Source organism: Ensifer soli, from assembly GCF_041928815.1.
GTDB lineage: Bacteria > Pseudomonadota > Alphaproteobacteria > Rhizobiales > Rhizobiaceae > JBHFEI01.
The window spans coordinates 38,107-59,047 of the sequence record NZ_JBHFEI010000010.1 but is presented as its reverse complement, the minus strand read 5'-3'; the positions used below and the strand labels follow the sequence as shown (position 1 = coordinate 59,047).

Annotated in this window: 18 protein-coding genes; 12 read left to right on the top strand and 6 right to left on the bottom strand. The window is 67.1% G+C overall.

Translation table 11 applies throughout. From position 1 onward, the window contains the following. Positions 1 to 90: 90 nt before the first annotated feature. The 4 genes from ACEVQ6_RS15995 to ACEVQ6_RS15980 all read right to left on the bottom strand — a co-directional run bounded on the left by ACEVQ6_RS15995 (position 91) and on the right by ACEVQ6_RS15980 (position 6,004). Positions 91 to 1,722, bottom strand: a complete 1,632-nt coding sequence (locus tag ACEVQ6_RS15995; protein WP_374890027.1) for an ABC transporter ATP-binding protein — start codon at positions 1,720 to 1,722, stop codon at positions 91 to 93. Next, positions 1,722 to 2,864 carry an ABC transporter permease gene (locus ACEVQ6_RS15990; RefSeq protein WP_374890026.1) on the bottom strand — a complete coding sequence of 381 codons (1,143 nt, stop codon included), beginning with the start codon at positions 2,862 to 2,864 and terminating at the stop codon, positions 1,722 to 1,724. Before ACEVQ6_RS15990 ends, ACEVQ6_RS15995 begins: the two co-directional genes overlap by 1 nt. Continuing rightward, entirely contained in the window at positions 2,864 to 3,943 is a 1,080-nt protein-coding gene (locus ACEVQ6_RS15985; RefSeq protein WP_374890025.1) for a microcin C ABC transporter permease YejB, read from the bottom strand. The genes ACEVQ6_RS15990 and ACEVQ6_RS15985 overlap by 1 nt, the downstream gene beginning before the upstream one ends. A gap of 258 nt (positions 3,944 to 4,201) precedes the next feature. Beyond that, positions 4,202 to 6,004: an extracellular solute-binding protein gene (locus tag ACEVQ6_RS15980; protein WP_374890024.1), complete on the bottom strand. Its 1,803-nt coding sequence runs from the start codon at positions 6,002 to 6,004 to the stop codon at positions 4,202 to 4,204. A gap of 229 nt (positions 6,005 to 6,233) precedes the next feature. On the opposite strand from ACEVQ6_RS15980, the gene mepA reads away from it, so the two are divergent. The 6 genes from mepA (at position 6,234) to ACEVQ6_RS15950 (ending at position 12,179) form a co-directional block, all read left to right on the top strand. Then, a complete protein-coding gene (gene mepA / locus ACEVQ6_RS15975; RefSeq protein WP_374890023.1) occupies positions 6,234 to 7,247 on the top strand; it encodes a penicillin-insensitive murein endopeptidase in 1,014 nt (337 codons plus the stop codon). A gap of 78 nt (positions 7,248 to 7,325) precedes the next feature. Beyond that, a complete protein-coding gene (locus tag ACEVQ6_RS15970; RefSeq protein WP_374890022.1) occupies positions 7,326 to 7,706 on the top strand; it encodes a methylglyoxal synthase in 381 nt (126 codons plus the stop codon). 39 nt (positions 7,707 to 7,745) lie between these two features. Then, the gene (locus tag ACEVQ6_RS15965; RefSeq protein WP_374890021.1) at positions 7,746 to 8,765 is read left to right on the top strand and encodes a glucokinase; all 1,020 of its coding nucleotides are present in this window, start codon (positions 7,746 to 7,748) and stop codon (positions 8,763 to 8,765) included. A gap of 122 nt (positions 8,766 to 8,887) precedes the next feature. Then, entirely contained in the window at positions 8,888 to 10,696 is a 1,809-nt protein-coding gene (locus ACEVQ6_RS15960) for an ABC transporter ATP-binding protein (RefSeq protein WP_374890020.1), read from the top strand. Positions 10,697 to 10,709: 13 nt separating this feature from the next. After that, positions 10,710 to 11,513 (top strand): 4-hydroxy-tetrahydrodipicolinate reductase, encoded by an 804-nt coding sequence (dapB, locus tag ACEVQ6_RS15955; RefSeq protein WP_374890166.1) that lies wholly within the window; start codon positions 10,710 to 10,712, stop codon positions 11,511 to 11,513. Between the two features lie 30 nt (positions 11,514 to 11,543). Continuing rightward, positions 11,544 to 12,179: a 2,3-bisphosphoglycerate-dependent phosphoglycerate mutase gene (locus ACEVQ6_RS15950; RefSeq protein ID WP_374890019.1), complete on the top strand. Its 636-nt coding sequence runs from the start codon at positions 11,544 to 11,546 to the stop codon at positions 12,177 to 12,179. A 60-nt stretch (positions 12,180 to 12,239) separates the two neighbouring features. On the opposite strand, the gene ACEVQ6_RS15945 is transcribed toward ACEVQ6_RS15950, so the two are convergent. Then, positions 12,240 to 13,121 (bottom strand): methylated-DNA--[protein]-cysteine S-methyltransferase, encoded by an 882-nt coding sequence (locus ACEVQ6_RS15945; protein WP_374890018.1) that lies wholly within the window; start codon positions 13,119 to 13,121, stop codon positions 12,240 to 12,242. A 625-nt stretch (positions 13,122 to 13,746) separates the two neighbouring features. Between ACEVQ6_RS15945 and ACEVQ6_RS15940 the strand changes: the two genes are divergently transcribed. Next, positions 13,747 to 14,241, top strand: coding sequence for a cupin domain-containing protein (locus ACEVQ6_RS15940; RefSeq protein ID WP_374890017.1), 495 nt, complete (start codon positions 13,747 to 13,749; stop codon positions 14,239 to 14,241). 306 nt (positions 14,242 to 14,547) lie between these two features. Here ACEVQ6_RS15940 and ACEVQ6_RS15935 read toward each other — a convergent pair whose 3' ends face one another. Then, complete coding sequence (locus tag ACEVQ6_RS15935) at positions 14,548 to 14,919, bottom strand: hypothetical protein (protein WP_374890016.1); 372 nt, start codon at positions 14,917 to 14,919, stop codon at positions 14,548 to 14,550. A gap of 536 nt (positions 14,920 to 15,455) precedes the next feature. Between ACEVQ6_RS15935 and ACEVQ6_RS15930 the strand changes: the two genes are divergently transcribed. From ACEVQ6_RS15930 to ACEVQ6_RS15910, 5 genes are all read left to right on the top strand, one after another. After that, complete coding sequence (locus ACEVQ6_RS15930; RefSeq protein ID WP_374890015.1) at positions 15,456 to 16,295, top strand: ABC transporter permease; 840 nt, start codon at positions 15,456 to 15,458, stop codon at positions 16,293 to 16,295. A gap of 60 nt (positions 16,296 to 16,355) precedes the next feature. After that, positions 16,356 to 17,399, top strand: a complete 1,044-nt coding sequence (locus ACEVQ6_RS15925) for an ABC transporter substrate-binding protein (protein ID WP_374890014.1) — start codon at positions 16,356 to 16,358, stop codon at positions 17,397 to 17,399. Positions 17,400 to 17,485: 86 nt separating this feature from the next. After that, the gene (locus ACEVQ6_RS15920) at positions 17,486 to 18,316 is read left to right on the top strand and encodes an ABC transporter ATP-binding protein (protein ID WP_374890013.1); all 831 of its coding nucleotides are present in this window, start codon (positions 17,486 to 17,488) and stop codon (positions 18,314 to 18,316) included. A 38-nt stretch (positions 18,317 to 18,354) separates the two neighbouring features. Further along, positions 18,355 to 19,716, top strand: coding sequence for an LLM class flavin-dependent oxidoreductase (locus ACEVQ6_RS15915; RefSeq protein WP_374890012.1), 1,362 nt, complete (start codon positions 18,355 to 18,357; stop codon positions 19,714 to 19,716). Continuing rightward, the gene (locus ACEVQ6_RS15910) at positions 19,713 to 20,936 is read left to right on the top strand and encodes an acyl-CoA dehydrogenase family protein (protein WP_374890011.1); all 1,224 of its coding nucleotides are present in this window, start codon (positions 19,713 to 19,715) and stop codon (positions 20,934 to 20,936) included. The genes ACEVQ6_RS15915 and ACEVQ6_RS15910 overlap by 4 nt, the downstream gene beginning before the upstream one ends. The last annotated feature ends 5 nt before the right edge of the window (positions 20,937 to 20,941 follow it).

Genomic DNA, 20,941 nt, shown 5'->3' with positions numbered 1-20,941 from the left:
GACGATGGACGCTGGCACCATGGCACGGTGACCCTGAAATCGCCGTGCAAGGAAACGCTAAAATGCGGCGCAACCGCCGTTCCCGCCGGCTTATTGCCGGACGGCCGCGCTTTCCACCGTGTCGAGGTTGAGCGCGGCGGCGATCAGCGCCTTGGTGTAGTCCTCGCGCGGCGCCTCGAAGATCTGTTCGGACGGCCCCTGCTCCACCACCTGGCCCTGGCGCATGACGATGACATGGTTGGCGAGCGCGCGCACGACGCGCAGGTCGTGGCTGATGAAGAGATAGGCAAGCCCGTGCAGCCTCTGCAACTCGCGCAGGAGATCGACCACCTGCGCCTGCACGCTCATGTCGAGCGCCGAGGTCGGCTCGTCGAGCATGACGAATTTCGGCTTCAGCACCATGGCGCGGGCAATCGCGATCCGCTGGCGCTGGCCGCCGGAAAACTCATGCGGATAGCGCCAGCGCGTCTCCGGATCGAGGCCGACCTCGACGAGGGCGGCCGCGACGCGGGCATCGCGCTCGGCGGCGGAGAGCTGCGGTTCGTGGACGGCGAGCCCCTCGGCGACGATGTCGGCCACCGGCATGCGCGGGCTCAGCGAGCCATAGGGGTCCTGGAAGACGATCTGCAGCCGGTTGCGCAACGGCCGCATCTCCTTGAAGCTGAAGCCGTCGATCGGCTGGCCGAGGAAGACGATGCGGCCCTCGGAGGCGATCAGCCGTGCAAGCGCGAGCCCGAGCGTCGTCTTTCCCGAGCCGGATTCGCCGACGATGCCGAGCGTCTGGCCGGCCTTCAGCGTCAGATCGATGCCGTCGACGGCCTTCACATGGTCGGTGACCTTGCGGAGGAACCCGGTGCGGATCGGGAACCAGACCTTCATGTCCTTGCCCTCCATCACCACCGGGCTCGCCGGATCGGCGGCGGGCGGGCGCCCGCGCGGCTCCGAGCCGAGCAGGTGGCGGGTATAGGCATGCTGCGGATTGCCGAAGATCTCCTCGGTCGGGCCGGTCTCGACGATCCTGCCCCTGGTCATGACGCAGACGCGGTCGGCGATCTTGCGGACGATGCCGAGGTCGTGGGTGATGAACAGCATCGACATGCGATGCCGGTCCTTGAGGTCCTTGAGGAGCGCCAGGATCTGCGCCTGCACCGTGACGTCGAGCGCGGTCGTCGGCTCGTCGGCGATCAGGAGTTCCGGCCGGTTGGCGAGCGCCATCGCGATCATCACCCGCTGGCGCTGGCCGCCGGAGAGTTCGTGCGGGAAGGCGGAGAGGCGCTTTTCCGGCTCGCGGATCCCGACCTGATGCAGGAGTTCGAGCACGCGTGCACGCGCCGCCGGCCCCTTCATCTCCTGGTGCAGGGTCAGGATCTCGGTGATCTGCCGCTCGATCGAATGCAGCGGATTGAGCGAGGTCATCGGCTCCTGGAAGATCATGGTGATGTCGTTGCCGCGCACATGGCGCAGCGCCTCGTCAGAGGCCGTCATCAGATCCTGGCCCTTGAACAGGATCGCGCCACCCGGATGGCGTGCCGCCGGATAGGGCAGCAGCCGCAGGATCGAATTGGCCGAGACCGACTTGCCCGAGCCGGATTCGCCGACCAGCGCCACCACCTCGCCGGGCATGACGTCGAAGGAGATGGCGTCGACGGCGCGCGTCTCCCGCTCGCCCTGCCGGAAGGCGACGGAGAGATCGCGGACGGAGAGGAGAGGAGTGTCAGCCATCAGCCAAAGGTCTTTCGCGGGTCGAAGGCGTCGCGCGTCGCCTCGCCGACGAAGATCAGCAGAGACAGCATCACCGACATGACGACGAAGGCGGTGAGACCCAGCCAGGGCGCCTGCAGGTTCGACTTGCCCTGCGCGATCATCTCGCCAAGGGACGGCGAGCCCGGCGGCATGCCGAAGCCGAGGAAATCGAGCGAGGTCAGCGTGGTGATCGAGCCCGAGAGGATGAAGGGCAGGAAGGTCAGCGTCGCCACCATGGCGTTCGGCAGGAGATGGCGCCACATGATGGTGCGGTCGCCGACGCCGAGCGCGCGGGCGGCGCGGACATATTCGAAATTGCGCGCGCGCAGGAATTCGGCCCTGACCACGCCGACGAAGCCGACCCAGGAGAAGAGCAGCATGATGCCGAGCAGCACGAAGAAGCCGGGCGGCAGGATCGCGGCGATGATGAGCAGGATGTAAAGCACCGGCATCGACGACCAGATCTCGATGAAGCGCTGCAGGATGAGGTCGGTCCAGCCGCCGAAATAGCCCTGCACCGCGCCGGCGGTGACGCCGACGACGGCCGAGGCGATCGTCAGGGCGAGGCCGAAGAGGACGGAGATGCGGAAGCCGTAGATCATGCGCGCGGTGACGTCGCGGGCCTGGTCGTCGGTGCCGAGCCAGTTGAGGTTGCCGAGCGTGCAGTTCGGATCCTCGGGCCCTTGCGGATAGCCCGAGCAGCGTTCCGCCGCGTCCATCAGCCAGAAGGGTGCCGTCGGGGCGGAATGCGGGATGTTCGAATTGGCGGTGCCGTAGGAATAGCGGACCGGCGGCCAAACCATCCAGCCGTTCGCCTCGATCTCCTCGCGGATGAAGTCGGAGCGGTAGTCGGTCTCGGCGAGGAAGCCGCCGAACTTTTCCTCCGGATAGTTGACCAGCACGGGAAACAGGATCTCGCCGCGATAGGAGGCGACGAGCGGCCGGTCGTTGGCGATGAATTCGGCGAAGAGGCTGAGCACGAAGAGGACGAGGAAGATCCAGAAGGACCAGTAGCCGCGCCGGTTCGCCTTGAAATTCTGCCAGCGGCGGCGGTTGACGGGCGACAGCAGCCCGCACTTCGCCTTTGCAGGGCCGACGGGTTCGGAGACCACCGCCGTCATCAGACGTCCCTCCGCTCGAAATCGATGCGCGGATCGACCCAGGTGTAGATGAGGTCGGAGATCAGGCTGACGACGAGGCCCATCAGCGAGAAGATGTAGAGCGTGGCGAAGACGATCGGATAGTCGCGCCTGACCACCGCCTCGTAGCCAAGCCGGCCGAGGCCGTCGAGCGAGAAGATATATTCAGTCAAAAGCGAGCCGGTGAAGAAGGCCGAGATGAAGGCGCCGGGAAAGCCGGCGATGATGATCAGCATGGCGTTGCGGAAGACATGGCCGTAGAGCACCTGGCGCTCGGCGAGCCCCTTGGCCCGGGCGGTGACGACATATTGCTTGCGGATCTCGTCGATGAAGGAGTTCTTCGTGAGCAACGTCGTGGTGGCGAAGGCCGAGAGCAGCAGGGTGAGCAGCGGCAGCGTCATGTGCCAGGCATAGTCGAGGATCTTCTGCCACCAGGACAACTGGTCGAAATTGTCGGAGACGAGGCCGCGCAAGGGAAACCAGTCGAAGAAGGAGCCGCCGGCGAAGAGCACGATCAGCAGGATGCCGAAGAGGAAGCCCGGCACCGCATAGCCGACGATGATGATGCCCGACGTCCAGACGTCGAAGGTGGAACCGTCGGAGACGGCCTTGCGGATGCCGAGCGGGATCGAGATGGCATAGGAGATCAAAAGCACCCAGACGCCGAGCGAGATCGACACCGGCATCTTGTCGAGGATCAGGTCGACGACGCTGATGTCGCGGAAGAAGCTGTCGCCGAAATCGAAGCGCAGATAGTCCCACATCATCTTGAGGAAGCGTTCGAGCGGCGGCCGGTCGAAGCCGAACTGCTTTTCCAGCTTGGCGATGAATTCCGGGTCGAGCCCCTGCGCGCCGCGATAGCTGCCGCTCTCGTTGCCGGCCTGCAGCATGTCGCCGCCGGTGCCGGACAGGCGGTCGCCGCCGGACGCGTTGGTGAGGTCGGAGATGACCTGCTCGACCGGACCGCCCGGCGCGAACTGCACGATGACGAAGGAGATCGCCATGATGCCGACGATCGTCGGGATCATCAGCAGCAGGCGGCGCAGGATATAGGCACCCATCAGCGGTCGGCTCCGGCGCGGGCAAGTGCGGCGGTCTTCCGGGTCTGGTGCGGCGGGCGCCTGGAAAGCACGGTCACGGAGATCCTTGTGGTCGGCAATATGCCGTCTGATTCGATTCTACTATATGGAGCCGAGCCCGCCCGATCGCGCAAGGGCCAGCCGAATCGACCCGCCCCCGACGGACCGGGACGGCAGGGGACACCGCCCGGTTTGCGCGAGGCTGGTGACGCCTGCCCCGCCGTCCGGCCCGGCCGGGCGTCAGTTGCCGGGCTCTTTCGACCACCAGATCTCCGGGAAGCCGATCGCGTAGTCCGGCAGTGCCGCCGGCCGCTCGAACTTGTCCCAGTAGGCGACGTTGTCGACATTCTTGTAGTAGAGCGGCACGACATAATGGCCGGCGAGCAGCACCCGGTCGAGCGCGCGCGTGGCGGCGACGAGCTCGGGCCGGTCCTTGGCGAAGATGACACGGCCGATCAGCGCGTCGATGGCGGGGTCGGCGATGCCGGCATAGTTCTTCGAGCCCTGCCGTTCGGCCGCTTTCGAGCCCCAGTAGTCGAGCTGCTCGTTGCCGGGCGACAGGCTCTCGCCCCAGACGACCCAGGTCATGTCGTAGTCGAAGGCACGCGCCCGGTTGGTGTATTGCGAGGGATCGACGGTGCGCACGCGCGCCTCGACGCCGATGCGCTTGAGGCTGTTGGCATAATGCAGCGCGCGCGGCTCCAGCATCGGGCTCGACAGCAGGATCTCGAAGGAGAAGGGCTGGCCCGTCGCGGCATTGACCATGCGGTTGCCCTTCAGCGTATAGCCCGCCTCGCGGAACAGGCCGACTGCCTTCTGCAGGTTGGCGCGCACGTTCTTCTCGTTGCCGCCGACGGGATTGGCGTAGGGCGTGGTGAAGACCTGCGGCGGCAGCTTGTCCTTCACCGTTTCGAGGATCGCCAGCTCGTCGCCCTCCGGCAGGCCGGAGGAGGCGAGCTCGGTGTTCCAGAAATAGCTGTCGACGCGCTTGTAGGCGTCGTGCATCTGGGCGCGGTTCAGATCCTCGAAGTCGAAGGCGTAGTTCAGCGCCTCGCGCACGCGGATGTCCTTGAACAGGTCGCGGCGCGTGTTCGGCACCAGCGCCTGCATGACGCCGACGGCGCGGAAGGTGTTGGGGAAATCCTCGCGCTTCACCCGGCCGTCCTTCACCGCCGGGAAATCGTAACCGGTCGCCCAGCGGCTCGCCTGGTTCTCGCGCCAGTAGTCGATGTTGCCGGAACGGAAGGCCTCGAACTCGACGTCGCGGTCGCCGAAATAGGTGTAGGTGACGCGGCGGAAATTGTCGTGGCCGACATTGACGTTGACGTCCCTGCCCCAGTAGTCGTCGCGCAGCTCGTAGGTGACGGTCGAGCCGGCCGAATGGGCGGCGATGCGGTAGGGGCCCGAGCCCATCACCGGCTCCAGCGTCGTGCGCGCGATGTCGCGTTTGGCGCCGGTCGCGGTCTCGCCCTCCCACCAGTGCTTCGGCACGACGAGGAACTGGCCGAGGATGCTCGGCAGCTCGCGGTTGTTCTTCTCGTCGAAGCGGAAGGTCACGTCGCGCTCGCCGGTCTTCTCGGCGGCGACGACATGGGCATAGTAGGCGGTGTAGAGCGGATTGAGCTCCTTCGCCTTTTCGAAGGAATAGACGACGTCCTCGGGCGTCACCGGCTTTCCATCGGCCCAGGCGGCGCTCGCGCGCAGCCGGAAGGTCACCGACGAGATGTCGTCGGGATAGGAGAGGCTTTCGGCGAGCAGCCCGTAGGCGGTCGAGACCTCGTCGTCGGCCGGCTTCAGCAGCGTCTCGAACACCATGGTCAGCCCGACGGCCGCCTCGCCGCGCTGGACGATGGGATTGAACGTGTCGTAGGTGCCGGTCGTCGACAGGCGAACGTCGCCACCCTTCGGCGCGTCGGGGTTGACATAGTCGAAATGGGCGAAGCCGGGCTTGTATTTCAGTTCGCCGAACAGAGACGTGCCGATGCGCCATTGCGGTGCGGGCTCCTGCGCCGCCGCCGTGCCGGCCGAAGCGCCGATCAGCATCAGCATCGCCGGTAAGATCGCCCAAAAGCCCGTTCGCCGCATTCCTCGCTCCATCGCCGCATTGCAACAGGATCGACACAATAGGGGAAATTCAGGCGTTTGACAGGCTGAGCCGCCGCGCCGCCGGTTTTTTCCGCTCACTTCCCGGTGACCGCAAGGCTGACACAAAGGCCGTGTGCAATGGCGTTGCGGATGAAACGGGCGCGCGGCGCTCTCGGAAAGGGGCAGGATGTCAGGTCTGGGTTTGGTAGGGCGGCGTCTCGGCCGGCCGGCGGCGGTGCTTGCGCTTCTTTCCGCCCTGACGGCGACGGCGGGCGCGGAGGAGGAACCGGCGAAGCAGCTCTTCGGCGCGGTGACGCGGCCGGCGGCGCTGGCGACGCAGCCGATCGGCTCCTATGCCAAGGGATGCATCGCCGGCGCGGTCGCGCTTCCCGCCGACGGGCCGACCTGGCAGGCGATGCGCCTGTCGCGCAACCGGCGCTGGGGCCATCCCGAGCTCGTCTCGCTGCTCGAACGCCTGTCGGCGGACGCGAAGCGGATCGGCTGGGGCAAGGGCATCCTCATCGGCGACCTGTCGCAGCCGCGCGGCGGGCCGATGCTGACCGGCCATGCCTCGCACCAGATCGGCCTCGACGCCGACATCTGGTTCCAGCCGATGCCGGACCGGCGCCTGTCGCCGGAGGAGCGCGAGGACAAGCCCTTCGTCTCGATGCTGCGCAAGGACCAGTTCCTGACGGTCGACAGCCGGCGCTGGACGCCGGTCCATGCCCGCCTCGTCATGCAGGCGGCGAGCTATCCGGACGTCGAGCGCGTTTTCGTCAATCCGGCGATCAAGAAGAAACTGTGCGACACCTGGCAGGGCGACCGTGCGCTCCTCGGCAAGGTCCGGCCCGTCTACGGCCACGACGAGCATTTCCATATCCGCCTGCATTGCCCGGAAGGCGCGGCGAACTGCAAGCCGCAGGCGAAGGTCGCAGCCGGCGACGGCTGCGACAAATCGCTCGCCTGGTGGTTCACCGACGAGCCCTGGGCCAAGCCGAAGAAGGACCCGGACGCAAAGCCGGTGAAGCCGCGCCAGGTGATGCTCGACGACCTGCCGAAGGCCTGCCGCACCGTGCTGCTCAGCCCGGCCGTCGGAGGTGGCGCGGCGCCGGTCGAGGTGGCGGCGGAACGGACGGCGACGGCGCTGTCCCCTGCCCCGGAGCCCGCCGACGTGCCGGTGCCCACGCCGCGCCCGCGCTGAGCATCCCGCGAGGATTGAGGGATTTCAAATCGATTTAGAATATGGCATGGCTTGCCCGAAGGCAGAAGGAAGCAGCCGATGACGGGCAGGCGGTGCGTGGCGCTGATCGCGCATGACGAGAAGAAGGACGACCTTGCGGCCTTTGCCCGCGCCCATGAGCACCAGCTGTCCGCCTGGGACATCGTCGCCACCGGCACGACGGGCGGCCGGGTGCAGGAGGCCTGCCCGAGCCTCAGCGTGGCGCGGCTGAAGAGCGGCCCGCTCGGCGGCGACCAGCAGATCGGCGCGCTGATCGCGACCGGCGAGGTCGATGCGCTGATCTTCTTCGTCGACCCGCTGACGGCGATGCCGCACGATGTCGACGTCAAGGCGCTGATGCGTCTCGCGATCGTCTACGACATCCCGATGGCGCTGAACCGGGCCACCGCCGAACAGTTGATCGACTTTCGTCCCCTCTGATAATAAAGCCGCGACCCGACCCCGCGACGAGGAATTCCGATGGCAAGCGCCTCCGACGTCCATCTCCCCTTTCCGATCCTGATCGGCGACATCGGCGGCACCAATGCCCGCTTCGCCCTTCTGCTCGATGCCTTCGCCGAGCCGAAGCAGTTTCCGGTGATCCCGACGGGGGATTTCGCCAGCATCGACGAGGCGATGCAGGTGTCGATCCTCGACAAGACATCGGTCCGGCCGCGCTCGGCCATCCTGGCGATCGCGGGGCCGATCCAGGGAGACGCGATTCCGCTGACCAATGCCGGCTGGGTCATACGGCCGAAGGAGATGCTGAAGAATCTCGACCTCGCCGACATCCTCGTCATCAACGACTTCGAGGCGCAGGCACTCGCCGCCGCGGCGCTCGGCGACGCGGACCGCGAGCAGATCGGCCCGGGGACGATCCGGCCCGCCGCCTCCCGCGTCGTGCTCGGGCCTGGAACCGGCCTCGGCGTCGCCGGCCTCGTCCATGCGCTGCACTCCTGGCTTCCCGTTCCCGGCGAAGGCGGCCATGTCGACATGGGGCCGCGCTCTGCCCGCGACGAGGCGATCTGGCCGCATCTCGAGACGATCGAAGGCCGGATCTCGGGCGAACAGCTTCTCTGCGGCCGCGGCATCGTCAATATCTACAACGCGGTCTGCGCCGCCGACGGCAGGCCGGCGGATCTGACGGATCCCGCCGCCGTGACCGGTGCAGCCTTTGCCGGCACGGACCCCGCCGCCAGCGAGACCGTGTCCCTGTTCGCCACCTATCTCGGGCGCCTTGCCGGCGACTTCGCGCTTATCTTCATGGCACGCGGCGGCGTCTTCCTTGCCGGCGGCATCCCGTTCAAGATCCTTCCCGCGCTGAGGAAGCCGGAATTCCGCATCGCCTTCGAGGACAAGGCGCCCCATTCCGCGCTTTTGAAAAGCGTGCCGACCTTCGTCATGACCCATCCGAAGGCAGCACTTTCCGGGCTCGCCGCCTTTGCCCGGGCGCCGCGCAATTTCGGTGTTGCAATGGAGGGACGGCGCTGGAGAAGTTGAGCGCCGCGCCTCTCGCCCGACGGCGCGCGACTCGCCAAACCGCCGGCGAAGGACTATAGAGCCGCTCGTTGATGCGGCGCCCTGATCCTGCCGCAGTCTCTTTTCCGGGGATGGCCCTCTTTTTGAAAGCGACCGACAGAAAGCCGCGTTCCGTCGACACGGGCACGATCACCAGCGTCCTGAAGCGCGTCGTCGCCGAGAACGGCCGGGAGCATGTGCGCGGCTATCTCGTCGCCGTCGCCTGCCTCGCCGTCATCGCCGCCTCCACTGCCTTCACCGCCTGGATCATGGAGGCGGTGGTCAACGAGGCTTTCGCCAACAAGCGCGCCGACATCGTCCTCGTCATCTGCGCCTCGATCTTCGTCGCCTTCATGCTGCGCGGCTTCGCCACCTACGGCCAGGCGGTGATCCTCGCCAAGATCGGCAACAACATCGTCGCCGGCTACCAGCGCCGGCTCTACAGCCACCTGATGGCGCTGAGCATCGGCTTCTTCAACGAGAACCGCTCGGCCCAGCTCGCCGCCAAGATCAGCCAGAACGTCACCGGCATCCGCGACGTGCTCAACATGACGGTCACCTCGATCGCCCGCGACGCGCTGACGCTCGTCGCGCTGATCGGCGTGATGATCAGCAAGGACTGGCTGCTGACGATCATCGTCTTCGTCATCGCGCCGCCGCTCCTGATCGGCCTGCGCTACGTCTCGCGCCGGCTGCGCGCGGCGACGCGCGAATCGGTCGAGGTCAACAGCCACGTCCTCGGCGCCATGCAGGAGACGATCCAGGGCATCTCGATAGTCAAGGCCTTCACCATGGAGGACCAGCTGAAAGGCAAGGTCGAGGCGATCATCAGCCGGGCGGAGAACCGGGCGAACCGCATCGCGCGTTTGAGCGAGCGCACCGCGCCGATGACGGAAACCTTCGCCGGCTTCGCCATCGCCAGCGTGCTCGCCTATGCCGCCTTCCGCTCGATCTACGACGACGTGGCGCCCGGCGCCTTCTTCGCCTTCGTCACCGCGCTGCTGATGGCCTACGATCCGGCGCGCCGGCTGGCAAGGCTGCAGGTGCAGCTGGAGCGCGCCGTCGTCAATGCGCGGATGATCTACGAGATCCTCGACATGGTGCCGCACCAGCGCGACCATCCGGACGCGACGGCGCTTGCGATCGGCGCGGCCGAGATCGAATTCCGCCAGGTCCGCTTCTCCTACGGCGAGGGCGACGACGTTCTGAAGGATGTGAGCTTCACCGCGCAGGGCGGCCGAACGACGGCGCTCGTCGGCCCCTCGGGCTCGGGCAAGTCGACGGTGATCAGCCTGATCCCGCGCTTCTACGATCCCGGCGAGGGCCGGATCCTCATCGACGGGCAGGACATTTCCGGCGTCACCAAGCAGTCGCTGCGCGCGGCGATCGCCTATGTCTCGCAGCAGCCCTACCTGTTCGAGGGCTCGATCCGCGACAACATCCGCTACGGCCGCGCCGATGCGAGCGATGCCGAGATCGAGCAGGCCGCGCGCCTCGCCTTCGCGCATGATTTCATCCTCGCCCAGCCGCAGGGCTACGACACGCCGGTCGGCGAGAACGGCGTGACGCTGTCGGGCGGCCAGCGCCAGCGCCTGTCGATCGCGCGCGCGCTGGTGCGCAACGCGCCGATCCTGCTGCTCGACGAGGCGACCTCGGCGCTCGACACCGAATCGGAAGCCGCCGTGCAGAAGGCGCTCGACCGGGCGATGAAGGGCCGCACGGTCCTCGTCATCGCCCATCGCCTCTCGACCGTCGTCAATGCCGACCGCATCGTCGTCATGAAGGACGGCCGCGTGGTCGAGGAGGGCACCCATCAGGCGCTTGCGCAGCGCAGCGGCGGCCTTTACGCTCGCCTGCACAATCTCGCCGGCGAGGCGGGCGAGGCCGAAGCGGCCTCCTTGGAAGAAAGATGAGAGCATGGCAGAGATGAAGCTCGTCGTGGTCGGCGCCGCCGGCCGCATGGGCCAGACGCTGGTCCGCACGATCGCGGCGACGGAGGGCGTCGTGCTGCACGCCGCCGTCGAGCGCGAGGGCTCGCCCTTCCTTGGCCGCGATGCCGGCGCGTTGGCAGGCCTCGGTGCCAACGGCGTCGCGATCACCGACGCGCCGCTCGAGGCCTTCGTCCATGCCGACGGCGTGCTCGACTTCACCACGCCGGCCTCGACCGTCGCCTTTGCCGGCCTCGCGGCGCAGGCCCGCATCGTCCATGTGATCGGCACGACCGGCTGCGGGCCGGAAGAGGAGGCGAGGATCGCCGCCGCCGCCCGCCATGCCCGCATCGTCAAGTCCGGCAATATGAGCCTCGGGGTCAACCTCCTCGGCGTGCTGACGCGGCAGGCGGCAAAGGCGCTGCCGGCCGCCGGCTGGGACATCGAGATCCTCGAAATGCACCACCGGCACAAGGTCGACGCGCCGTCGGGCACGGCGCTGCTGCTCGGCCGCGAGGCCGCGGACGGGCGCGGCGTCGACCTCGCCGGCCACTCCGTGCGGGTGCGCGACGGCCACACCGGCGCGCGGGTTCCCGGCACGATCGGCTTTGCCACGCTGCGCGGCGGCTCGGTCATCGGCGAGCATTCCGTCATCCTCGCCGGCGAAGGCGAGCAGGTGACGCTGTCGCACAGCGCCACCGACCGCGCGATCTTCGCCCGCGGCGCGATCGCGGCGGCCCTTTGGGCACGCGACGAAAAGCCCGGCTTCTATTCGATGCTCGACGTGCTCGGGCTCGCCTGATCCCCTTTCCCAACCCGGAGGAACATCCCCATGAGCGGCACCCTCGTCCTCGTCCGTCACGGCCAGAGCGAATGGAACCTGAAGAACCTCTTCACCGGCTGGCGCGACCCGGACCTGACCGAGCTCGGCGTCGAGGAAGCGACGACGGGCGCCGAGGCGCTGGCGGCGACCGGCATCAAATTCGACATCGCCTTCACCTCCGCCCTGACGCGCGCCCAGCACACCTGCCGCATCATCCTCGACAAGGTCGGCCAGCCGGACCTCGAAACCATCTTCGACGAGGCGCTGAACGAGCGCGACTACGGCGACCTTTCCGGCCTGAACAAGGACGATGCGCGGGCGAAATGGGGCGAGGAGCAGGTGCATATCTGGCGCCGCTCCTACGACGTGCCGCCGCCGGGCGGCGAGAGCCTGAAGGACACCGGCGCCCGCGTCTGGCCCTATTACATGACCGAGATCCTGCCGCGCGTGCTTGCCGGCCAGACGGTGCTCGTCGCCGCCCACGGCAATTCGCTGCGCTCGCTGCTGATGGTGCTCGACCGGCTCGACCGCGAGCAGATCCTCAAGGTCAACCTCGCGACCGGCGTGCCGATGGTCTACCGGCTGAAGGCCGACTCGACGGTAGCCTCGAAAGAGGTGCTCGGCGACATGTCCGGCGCACACTGAGTTTTTCCCGGCAGAAGCGTGCGGACGGGCGCCCCTTGCGCGCCCGTCCGCGTTTCGGGGTCAGCCGGCGGCGACCTGCCCTGCTTCCCAGCCGAGCATGGCGCGCTTGCGCGTCAGGCCCCAGTGATAACCGGTGAGCGCGCCGCTCTTGCCGAGCGCCCGGTGACAGGGCACGACGAAAGAGATCGGGTTGCGGCCAACGGCGGCGCCGACGGCACGCGATGCCGTCGGCTGGCCGATGCCGCTGGCGATGGTCGAATAGGTGGTGGCGCGGCCCATCGGAATTTTCAGCAGCGCCTCCCAGACGCGGATCTGGAAGTCGGAGCCGATCAGCACCACGCGCAGCGGCGTATCGGGGCGCCAGTTCTCCGGCTCGAAGATGCGGGCGGCATAGCGCGCGGTCCGGGCGCTGTCCTCGATATAGGCGGCATTCGGCCAGCGCCGCGCCATGTCGTCGAAGGAGGCCGCCTCTCCACCCTCGTCGGCGAAGGCGAGGCCGGCAAGGCCCCGTTCCGTCGCCATCACCAGCGCCGTGCCGAAGGGCGAGGGATGAAAACCGTAGCGGATCGTCAGTCCGTCGCCGCGCGCCTTCCATTCGCCCGGCGACATCGCCTCGTGGGTGACGAAGAGATCGTGCAGCCGGCCAGGCCCGGACAGGCCGAGTTCGAGGCTGGCATCGAGCAGCGGCAGGCTTTCCGGCCCGAGCAGCCGCTTGGCATGGTCAAGCGTCACCGCCTGCAGGAAGGCCTTCGGCGTCAGCCCGGCCCAGCGGGTGAAGGTGCGCTGCAACTGCGCCGGCGTCGCGCCGACGCGCGCCGCGATCCTTTCCAGCGTCGGCTGGTCGCGATAGTCCTCGGTGAGCAGCTCGATGACGCTGCGAACGGTGTCGTAGTCGCCGCCGCCGGGCGTGATGTCGGAAATCAGCGTGGGGGTGTGGATCATGGCGGTCTCCTTCTCGGGCCGCAGATAATCACGCCATTTCCCCCGCCGCCACCCGATTTGCCGCGGTGTCCAGCGGCGGCCCGGCCCTTTCTCATCCCCGTGAGGAGAAGCGGAGCCGAGGCGGTGCCGGCGGTCTCCTGCTTTTGGATATGGTGGAAAGAGTACGGGCATCGTTTGCGTGAGCTGGCGCGCGCCTTCGACATGTTCCGTGCCGGTCTCGGCACGAAGCATATGACAAGTGCCTGCATCGTGGCCTCGCAGAGCTGTCCCGGAGTTGCGGCATCGGGACCGGCGTCGCGCTGCAGTCGCTGCCGTCCCTCCCGGCCGATCTCCCCGTCCTTTCCGATCATCGTATCCCGGCGTCGCCCTGAACGCCTGCCTCGGATTACCGGATCGATGCCTGACGGGCCGCGCATGGCGCCCTCTCCTCGGCACGCCCGTCGGCGTGCGGCCTCGAGGATCGTCTCGCCCCATGGCCATTCGGGCGGAGCCGTGCGATATGCCGGGGCATCGACCCCCGCGGGATTGCTTCCCGTTCCTGTTGCACGCGCATTTCGTTTGTGTGTGCGCTGCGGCCGGAGATAGGATGGGTCCCGTAGCACGACATTGACGACGAGGGCGGCCCATGAGCGACCATCATCCTCCCCACGACAGCGCGGAGCGCTGGAAGCATGACGGCATCCGCGTCATCAAGGGGGACCAGCTTGACCCGAACACGGCGCAGACGCCGGGCATGTTCCGCCAGGCGGCCATCAACCATGCGAGGGTCGGGGCGCAGAAGATCTGGGCCGGAACGGTGGCGATCGAGCCGAATGCCAAGACCGGCGTCCATCATCATGGCGCGCTCGAAAGCGTCATCTTCGTCGTTCGCGGCAAGGCGCGCATGCGCTGGGGCGACCGGCTGGAATACGTCGCAGAGGCCGGTCCAGGCGATTTCATCTTCGTGCCGCCCTACGTTCCGCACCAGGAGATCAATGCCGATCCGGACAATGTGCTCGAATGCGTGCTCGTGCGCTCGGACAACGAGGCCGTCGTCGTCAACATCACCGACGTCGACCCGGTCGAAAGGCCGGAGGCAGTCTACTGGGTCGATCCGATCCACCGGCATCCCGAGGGTTGACGCGGTGGCGCCGCTTGTTCGCTGGAGACATCCGGCGCGATGCCGCCGTTTTCCCTTGCGGATCGGCGCCAGGCAGGGGGTCGCGGCGCTGTCATGTCCGGGCGCGGCCGAGGCAGGCTCCGCCGTTGCGTCAGGCGGGCTACCGCCTGCGTCAAGCCGGCCAGCGTCTGGTAGGGTCTGTCATCCCGCGTGGTGATACGCTGGAGGGGATGGAGAACACGCTTCGCCACAAGGATGGCGACAGGGTCGCCGGCCCCCGGATGGGTGCGGACGCCTTGACCCTCTCGGAGCGCGCCCGTGCTGCGGTCACTCGCCCCGGTTCAGGTTTCCGGGAAGTGGCTTGGTGTCGGCCGGACCGGCGGGCAGGTCTCTCTGGGCCTCCGTCGACGCCGTGTGTGCGCCGTCGACGGCGGGCTGCAACGACAGCAGATAGGTGACGCCGGCAATGACGGCGAAGACGAGAAGCGCTCCGGCGAGCACGCCCCGGGTCGTGCCGCCTGCTCCCTCTCCGTCCGGATGCGTCGGCGGCGACGTCGACCCGTAGACCTCCCGGAGCCGCTCCCGCTGCGCCGTCTTTTCGCGTGGGGAAAGGCGGCGGTCGCGCAGCGTGCCGTAGAGCAAGGCCAGTCCCAAGGCGGCGGCGCCACCCGCCACCACAAGCAGCCAGAGATAGTTCATGATCTTTCTCCTTCAGGAGACCGAACCCGGCAGCGCGCCGGAGGTTCCCTGCCTCCGTGTCGTCTTCCCCGGTGGCGTCATCAGCATCGCATGATGCCGGACCGGGCCGCCATGACGGAGCGGCGCCGGGCCTCCTCCGACGGGGTTCCCTCCCGACTGTCGGGTGAATGGCGCGACGGTGCCGGCACGTGTTCTCAGGTCCCGGCAGCCATGGCGCCGGTCAGTTCGGAGCGTGTTTGCCGCGGCCGGAGCACCTCCAACCGTCGTGAAACGATGATCGGCAAGATCATGCTTCGAAACTGAAGCATCGAAACCGCCGCTCTGTAACGGTCGGATAAACCCCGCGCTCAGGCAATGCGGGTTGCCGGGACCGCCGCATCGGGGAATGCCGACATCCGGGAGACGGGTCCTCGCCCGCCTCCTTTCCTCCCGCGCCCGGTCTTACGGAAAACCAATCTACGAATGACGGCAAACTTGGCACGAAAATAGTACACTAAATTTATATAAATAGTAATTTTAGAAAAAAGGATCTACCCATGACCAGCATTTTCGATACGTCGCACAGCGCAAAGGATCTCGCCGTCGGAACCGTGTCGGCGCCATTGCGCGTCCCGCGCGTCGTCGCGTCCGCTTTTGAAAAGTCGATCGCGATCATCGTCTTCCTCGCGGTGTGGGAACTGGTGCCGCGTCTCGGCATCGTCGACAGCGCCTTCCTGCCGGCCTTCTCGCAGGTGGTCGTCACCGGCGTCGATTTCGCCCTGAAGGGCGAGCTCTGGCCCCATGTCGAGGTGTCGATCCTCAGGGCGCTCGGCGGCTTCGCCCTCGGTGTCGTCACGGGGGTGCCGGCCGGCATCGTGCTCGGATGGTATCCGAAGGTCGAGCGCTACTTCAACCCGCTGCTCCAGCTCCTGCGCCAGACCAATCCCGTGTCGCTGCTGCCCGTCTTCATCCTCTTCTTCGGTCTCGGCTATTTCACCAAGATCGCCATCATCTACTGGGTGGTGGTCTGGCCGATCCTGCTCGGCGCGATGAGCGGCGTGCGCTATGTCGATCCGGCCCTGATCAAGTATGGCCGCTCGCTGGCGCTTTCCGACTGGCAGCTGTTCTCCCGCATCGTCGTGCCCTCGTCGATCCCGTCGATCGTCACCGGCATGCGGCTCGCCGTGACCTATTCCTTCCTGATGCTCGTCGTCTCCGAGATGGTCGGCGCCAATTCGGGGCTCGGCTATCTGGTGGTCAATTCACAGTACCTGATGAGCATCGACCTCCTCTATGTCGGCGTCATCATCCTCGCGCTGCTCGGCATCGTCGCCAACACCCTGCTGGTCTGGCTCGAGAAGTCGCTGACGTCATGGAACGTCAACGTGGAAAGGTAACCGCACCCGCCTGCCCGGCCCCGGCAGGGATCGGGCTTCCCCTCACAAAAAGGAACCATCATGCTTGCTCGCCTCACCTCTGGCGCGGGACGCGCCGCGCGCGCCGCGCTCCTTGCCGCCGCCGCCCTTGCCGGGCTGTCCGGCACCGCCTTCGCCGAGGATCTCATCGATGTCCGCGTCATCGACTCGCCCCAGCAGCCCTGGGCCAATGGCTACGAGCTGATCGACGTCGCCGACGTCAAGGGCTTCTTCAAGGAAGCCGGCGTCAACCTCGTCCGGGTGGCGCTGCCGCCGGACCAGTACACGTCCGCGATCGACGCCCGGCTGACCGATGTCGCGCCCTATGCCGACTATGCCTATTTCATCAATGTCCGCGACAAGGGCCTGAAGGTCCGCGAAATCGTCGCCTCCTCGCTTCTGATCGATCCGAAGATCGGCGGCGACGGCCTGTTCGTGCCGGAAAACAGCGCGGTGAAGTCGCCCGAGGATCTCAAGGGCAAGACCATCGGCATGACCAATCTCAGCTGGTCGAGCTCCTGGTTCACGCTCGACTATCTCGGCCAGAAGGGCGTCGGCAAGGAGGACGTGACCTATATCGCCGTTCCGCCGCCGCAGCAGGAACAGTCGCTGCTGGCCGACGAGCTGCAGGCGCTCTACGCTTTCGGACCGCTCGATGCGCAATTGAAGAAGAAGGGCGGCTACCGCCAGCTCTTCAAGCTGTCCGATCTGTCCGGCCGCACCATCATCCGCGGCGGCACCATGGCGCGCGAGGACTGGATCGAGGAGAACCCCGAGGCCGTCCGCCGCTACGTCACCGCGATCGCCAAGGCTGCCGACTGGGCCAACGAGAACGGCGCCGAGGTGGTCAAGATCGGCATCGAGCGTGGCAAGCTCGATCCGGAGCTGGCGCCCTGGGTCTACACCAATGACGGCAAGGGCGATTTCTCCGTGCTGAAATGGGCCGAGCACGGCCTGCAGAAGAAGGAAGACGTCGCCTTCTGGCTCGATCTCGTCGAGCGCCAGGGCATCGTGCCCAAGGGCAAGCACAAGGTGGAAGACCTCTACACCGACGAATTCAACCCCTATTTCAGCAAGACCAACTGACACGCCCCGCTTCGCCTCCCAAGGCAGATCCGGTCCCCGCCGCTGGCGCGGGGACCGACGGATTTCACGCATTCCGGAGAGCCGCCATGAGCAGCAGCATCGACATCGAAAACGTGTCTCGCACCTTCAAGGTGCGCGCGGCGAAAGGCGAGGCGACGAAAACGTTCACTGCCCTCGACAACATCTCGCTGTCGATCCGGGCCGGCGAATTCCTCGTTCTCGTCGGTCCGTCGGGCTCGGGCAAGTCGACGCTCCTCGATTTGATCGCCGGTCTGGCGAAGCCGTCTTCCGGCCGCATCCTCATCGACGGACGCGCAGTCACCGGCCCCGCCCTCGACCGGGCCGTTGTCTTCCAGCAATATGCGCTTCTGCCGTGGAAGACCGCGCTCGGCAATGTCGAGTTCGGGCTGGAGGTCAAGGGCTTCCGCAAGGCCGAGCGGCGCGACCGCGCCCGTCATTTCCTCGACATGGTCGGCCTGACCGGCTTCGAGGCGCGCTATCCCTACGAACTCTCCGGGGGCATGAAGCAGCGCGTCGCCATCGCCCGCAGCCTCGCCTACGATCCGGACGTGCTCCTGATGGACGAGCCCTTCGCCGCCCTCGACGCCCAGACGAAGGAAGGGCTTCAGGACGAACTGCTGCGGATCTGGAAGGCATCGGGCAAGACCGTCGTCTTCATCACCCACGGCATCGACGAGGCCGTCTATCTCGGCCAGCGGGTCGCCGTGCTCACCTCCCGGCCCGGCCGGCTGAAGGCGATCGTCGACGTGCCCGCCAACGAGGGACGCGAGAGCGAGGAGATCCGCTCCTCGCCCGAATTCGCCCGCACCCGCCACGATGTCTGGACGCTGCTTCACGACGAGGTGGTGAAGGCCACCCGCGACGAGATCAACAGCGGCAAGTCCAGCGCCGCCTGAGTCGGGCCTCATCCTCACTCACCATCAAGGACACCATCATGGGCAAGCACCTGCATCTCGCCGGCTTCCTCTGGGCCTCGCATCTCACGCACAGCCATGCGCAGTGGCGCCATCCGCGCCAGGATCCCGGCTTCCTCACGCCGGAGTATTACCAGAACCTCGCCCGCATCGCCGAGAAGGGCAAGTTCGACTTCGTCTTCTTCGCCGACCTGCTGGCGATCCCCGGCCGCTACGGCGACGACATTTCCGAGGCGCTGAAGCGCGGCACGCAGGCCGTCGCCTCGCTCGACCCGGCCTTCGTCGTCGCGGTGATGGCGGCGGCGACGAAGAAGCTCGGCCTCGGGCTGACGCGCTCCACCTCCTACTATCCGCCCTATGACGTCGCCCGCACCTTCGCCACGCTCGACCACCTGTCGCGCGGCCGCGTCGCCTGGAACGTCGTCACCTCGCTCAACCAGGCCGAGGCGCAGAATTTCGGCTTCGACGAACACCTCGACCACAATATCCGCTACGAGCGCGCCGAGGAATTTCTCGAGGCAAGCTTCAAGCTCTGGGACAGCTGGGGCGAAGGATCGCTTGTGCAGGACAAGGCGAGCGGCCTCTTCGCCGATCCCTCGAAGATCAAGCGGGCCGATCATGACGGCACCTTCTTCAGGACGCGCGGACCGCTCAACGTGCCGCGCTCGCCGCAGGCACGCCCCGCCATCATGCAGGCGGGCTCGTCGAGCCGCGGCAAGGATTTCGCCGCGCGCTGGGCCGAGATCGTCTTCGAGATCGATCCGACATCCGAGGGCCGCAAGGCCTATTACAAGGACCTGAAATCGCGCGCGGTCAATTTCGGCCGCGATCCGTATGAGATCAAGATCTTCCCCTCCTTCATCGCCTTCGTCGGCGAGACCGAGGCGATCGCGCGGGAAAAGCAGGCCTACCACAACGAGCTCGCCGATCCGGTCTCGGGCCTGATCACCTTGTCCGCCCACACCGACCACGATTTCTCGCAGTACAATCTCGACGATCCGATCGCGGACCTCAACTCTGTGCCGGGTTGCCAGGGCATCTTCGACGTCGCCCGCCGGCTGACGGTCAAGGGCAACCTGACGCTGCGGGACATCGGCAAGCTCTATGCGCAAGGCGTGCTTCTGCCGCACATCGTCGGCACGGCGTCGCAGGTCGCCGACGAGATCGAGGCGAGCTTCAGGGGCGAGGAGGCCGACGGCTTCATCATCTCGTCCGGCTATTCGCCGGGCGCCTACGAGGAGTTCGTCGATCTCGTCGTACCGGAACTGCAGCGCCGCGATCTCTTCCGCAAGGACTACACCGCCGACACGCTGCGCGGCCATCTCGGGCTCGGCAAGGCGAGCCTTGAGCCGGCCAAGCGCTTCGCCGAGGCGGCGGAATGACCAGCGCCACCCTCCGGCGTGCCGCACCTGGCGCTTCTCCCGCAAAGGGGGAGGCGCTGGTGGCGGTCGCGAAGACGCTGCGCGACCAGTTCCGCGTCGATGCGGCGAAACGCGACCTCGACCGCATCATCCCGCACGAGGAGCTTGCCGCGCTGAAGGCGAGCGGCATCCTCTCCGCGCGCATTCCGGCAAGCCATGGCGGGCCGGATCTTCCTTGGACGGATGTGGCGCGCATCTTCTACGACCTGTCGCGCGCCGATCCGAACATCGGCCAGGCGATCCAGGCACACACCGCCATCATCGAGATCCTGCGCATCGACGCGCCGGAGCCGATCCGCCGGCGGATCTTCGACCATGTTCTTGCAGGCGGGATGATCACCAATGCGGTGGCCGAGCGCCATGTCGCCTTTTACGGCGACATCGGCTCGCGGCTGTTGCGCACGGCGCAAGGCTATCGCCTGCGCGGCCGGAAATACTATGCGACCGGCAGCCTCTTTGCCGAAGACCTCATGATCACCGCGCGGGCCGAGGACGACCGCATCGCCACCATCGTCATTCCCGCGAACCGCGCCGGCCTCGTCATCGAGGACGACTGGAACGGCATGGGCCAGCGCACGACGGCTTCGGGCACCGTGGCGCTGAACGATGTGGCGGTCTCCGGGGACGAGGTGTTTTTCGCCCCGCCGGCTGCCGAACGCCGCTGGCATGTGCAGGCCGCCGCCCAACTCCTGCACGTGGCGATCGATGCGGGCATTGCCCGCGCGGCTTACGAGGATGCGCTGGAGCTTGCCCGCCGACACGGGCGAACCTTACGGGAATCCGGCGTCGCCGCCGCCGTCGAAGACCCTTACGTGCTCGCCGCCATCGGCGACCTCAGCACCGAATCCGTCGTCGCCGAGGCGATCACGCTGCGGGCAGCCGGGATCGTCGATCGCGCCTGCGAACGCTTTCATGCGGGCACGGTCACCGAGGCCGATCTCTCCGAGGCCTCGATCGCCGTCGCCGAGGCGAAGATCGTCACCACGCGCGCGGCGCTGAAGAACGGCGAGAAACTCTACGAGGTCGCCAATGCGTCGGGCACCGACCGGTCGCTCAACCTCGACCGGCACTGGCGCAACGCCCGCACCCACACGACGCACGACCCGCTCGCCTACAAGTTCCGCTTCATCGGCGACTACCGGCTGAACGGACGGGCGCCGCCGGCAACCGTCAAGATCTGAAACGA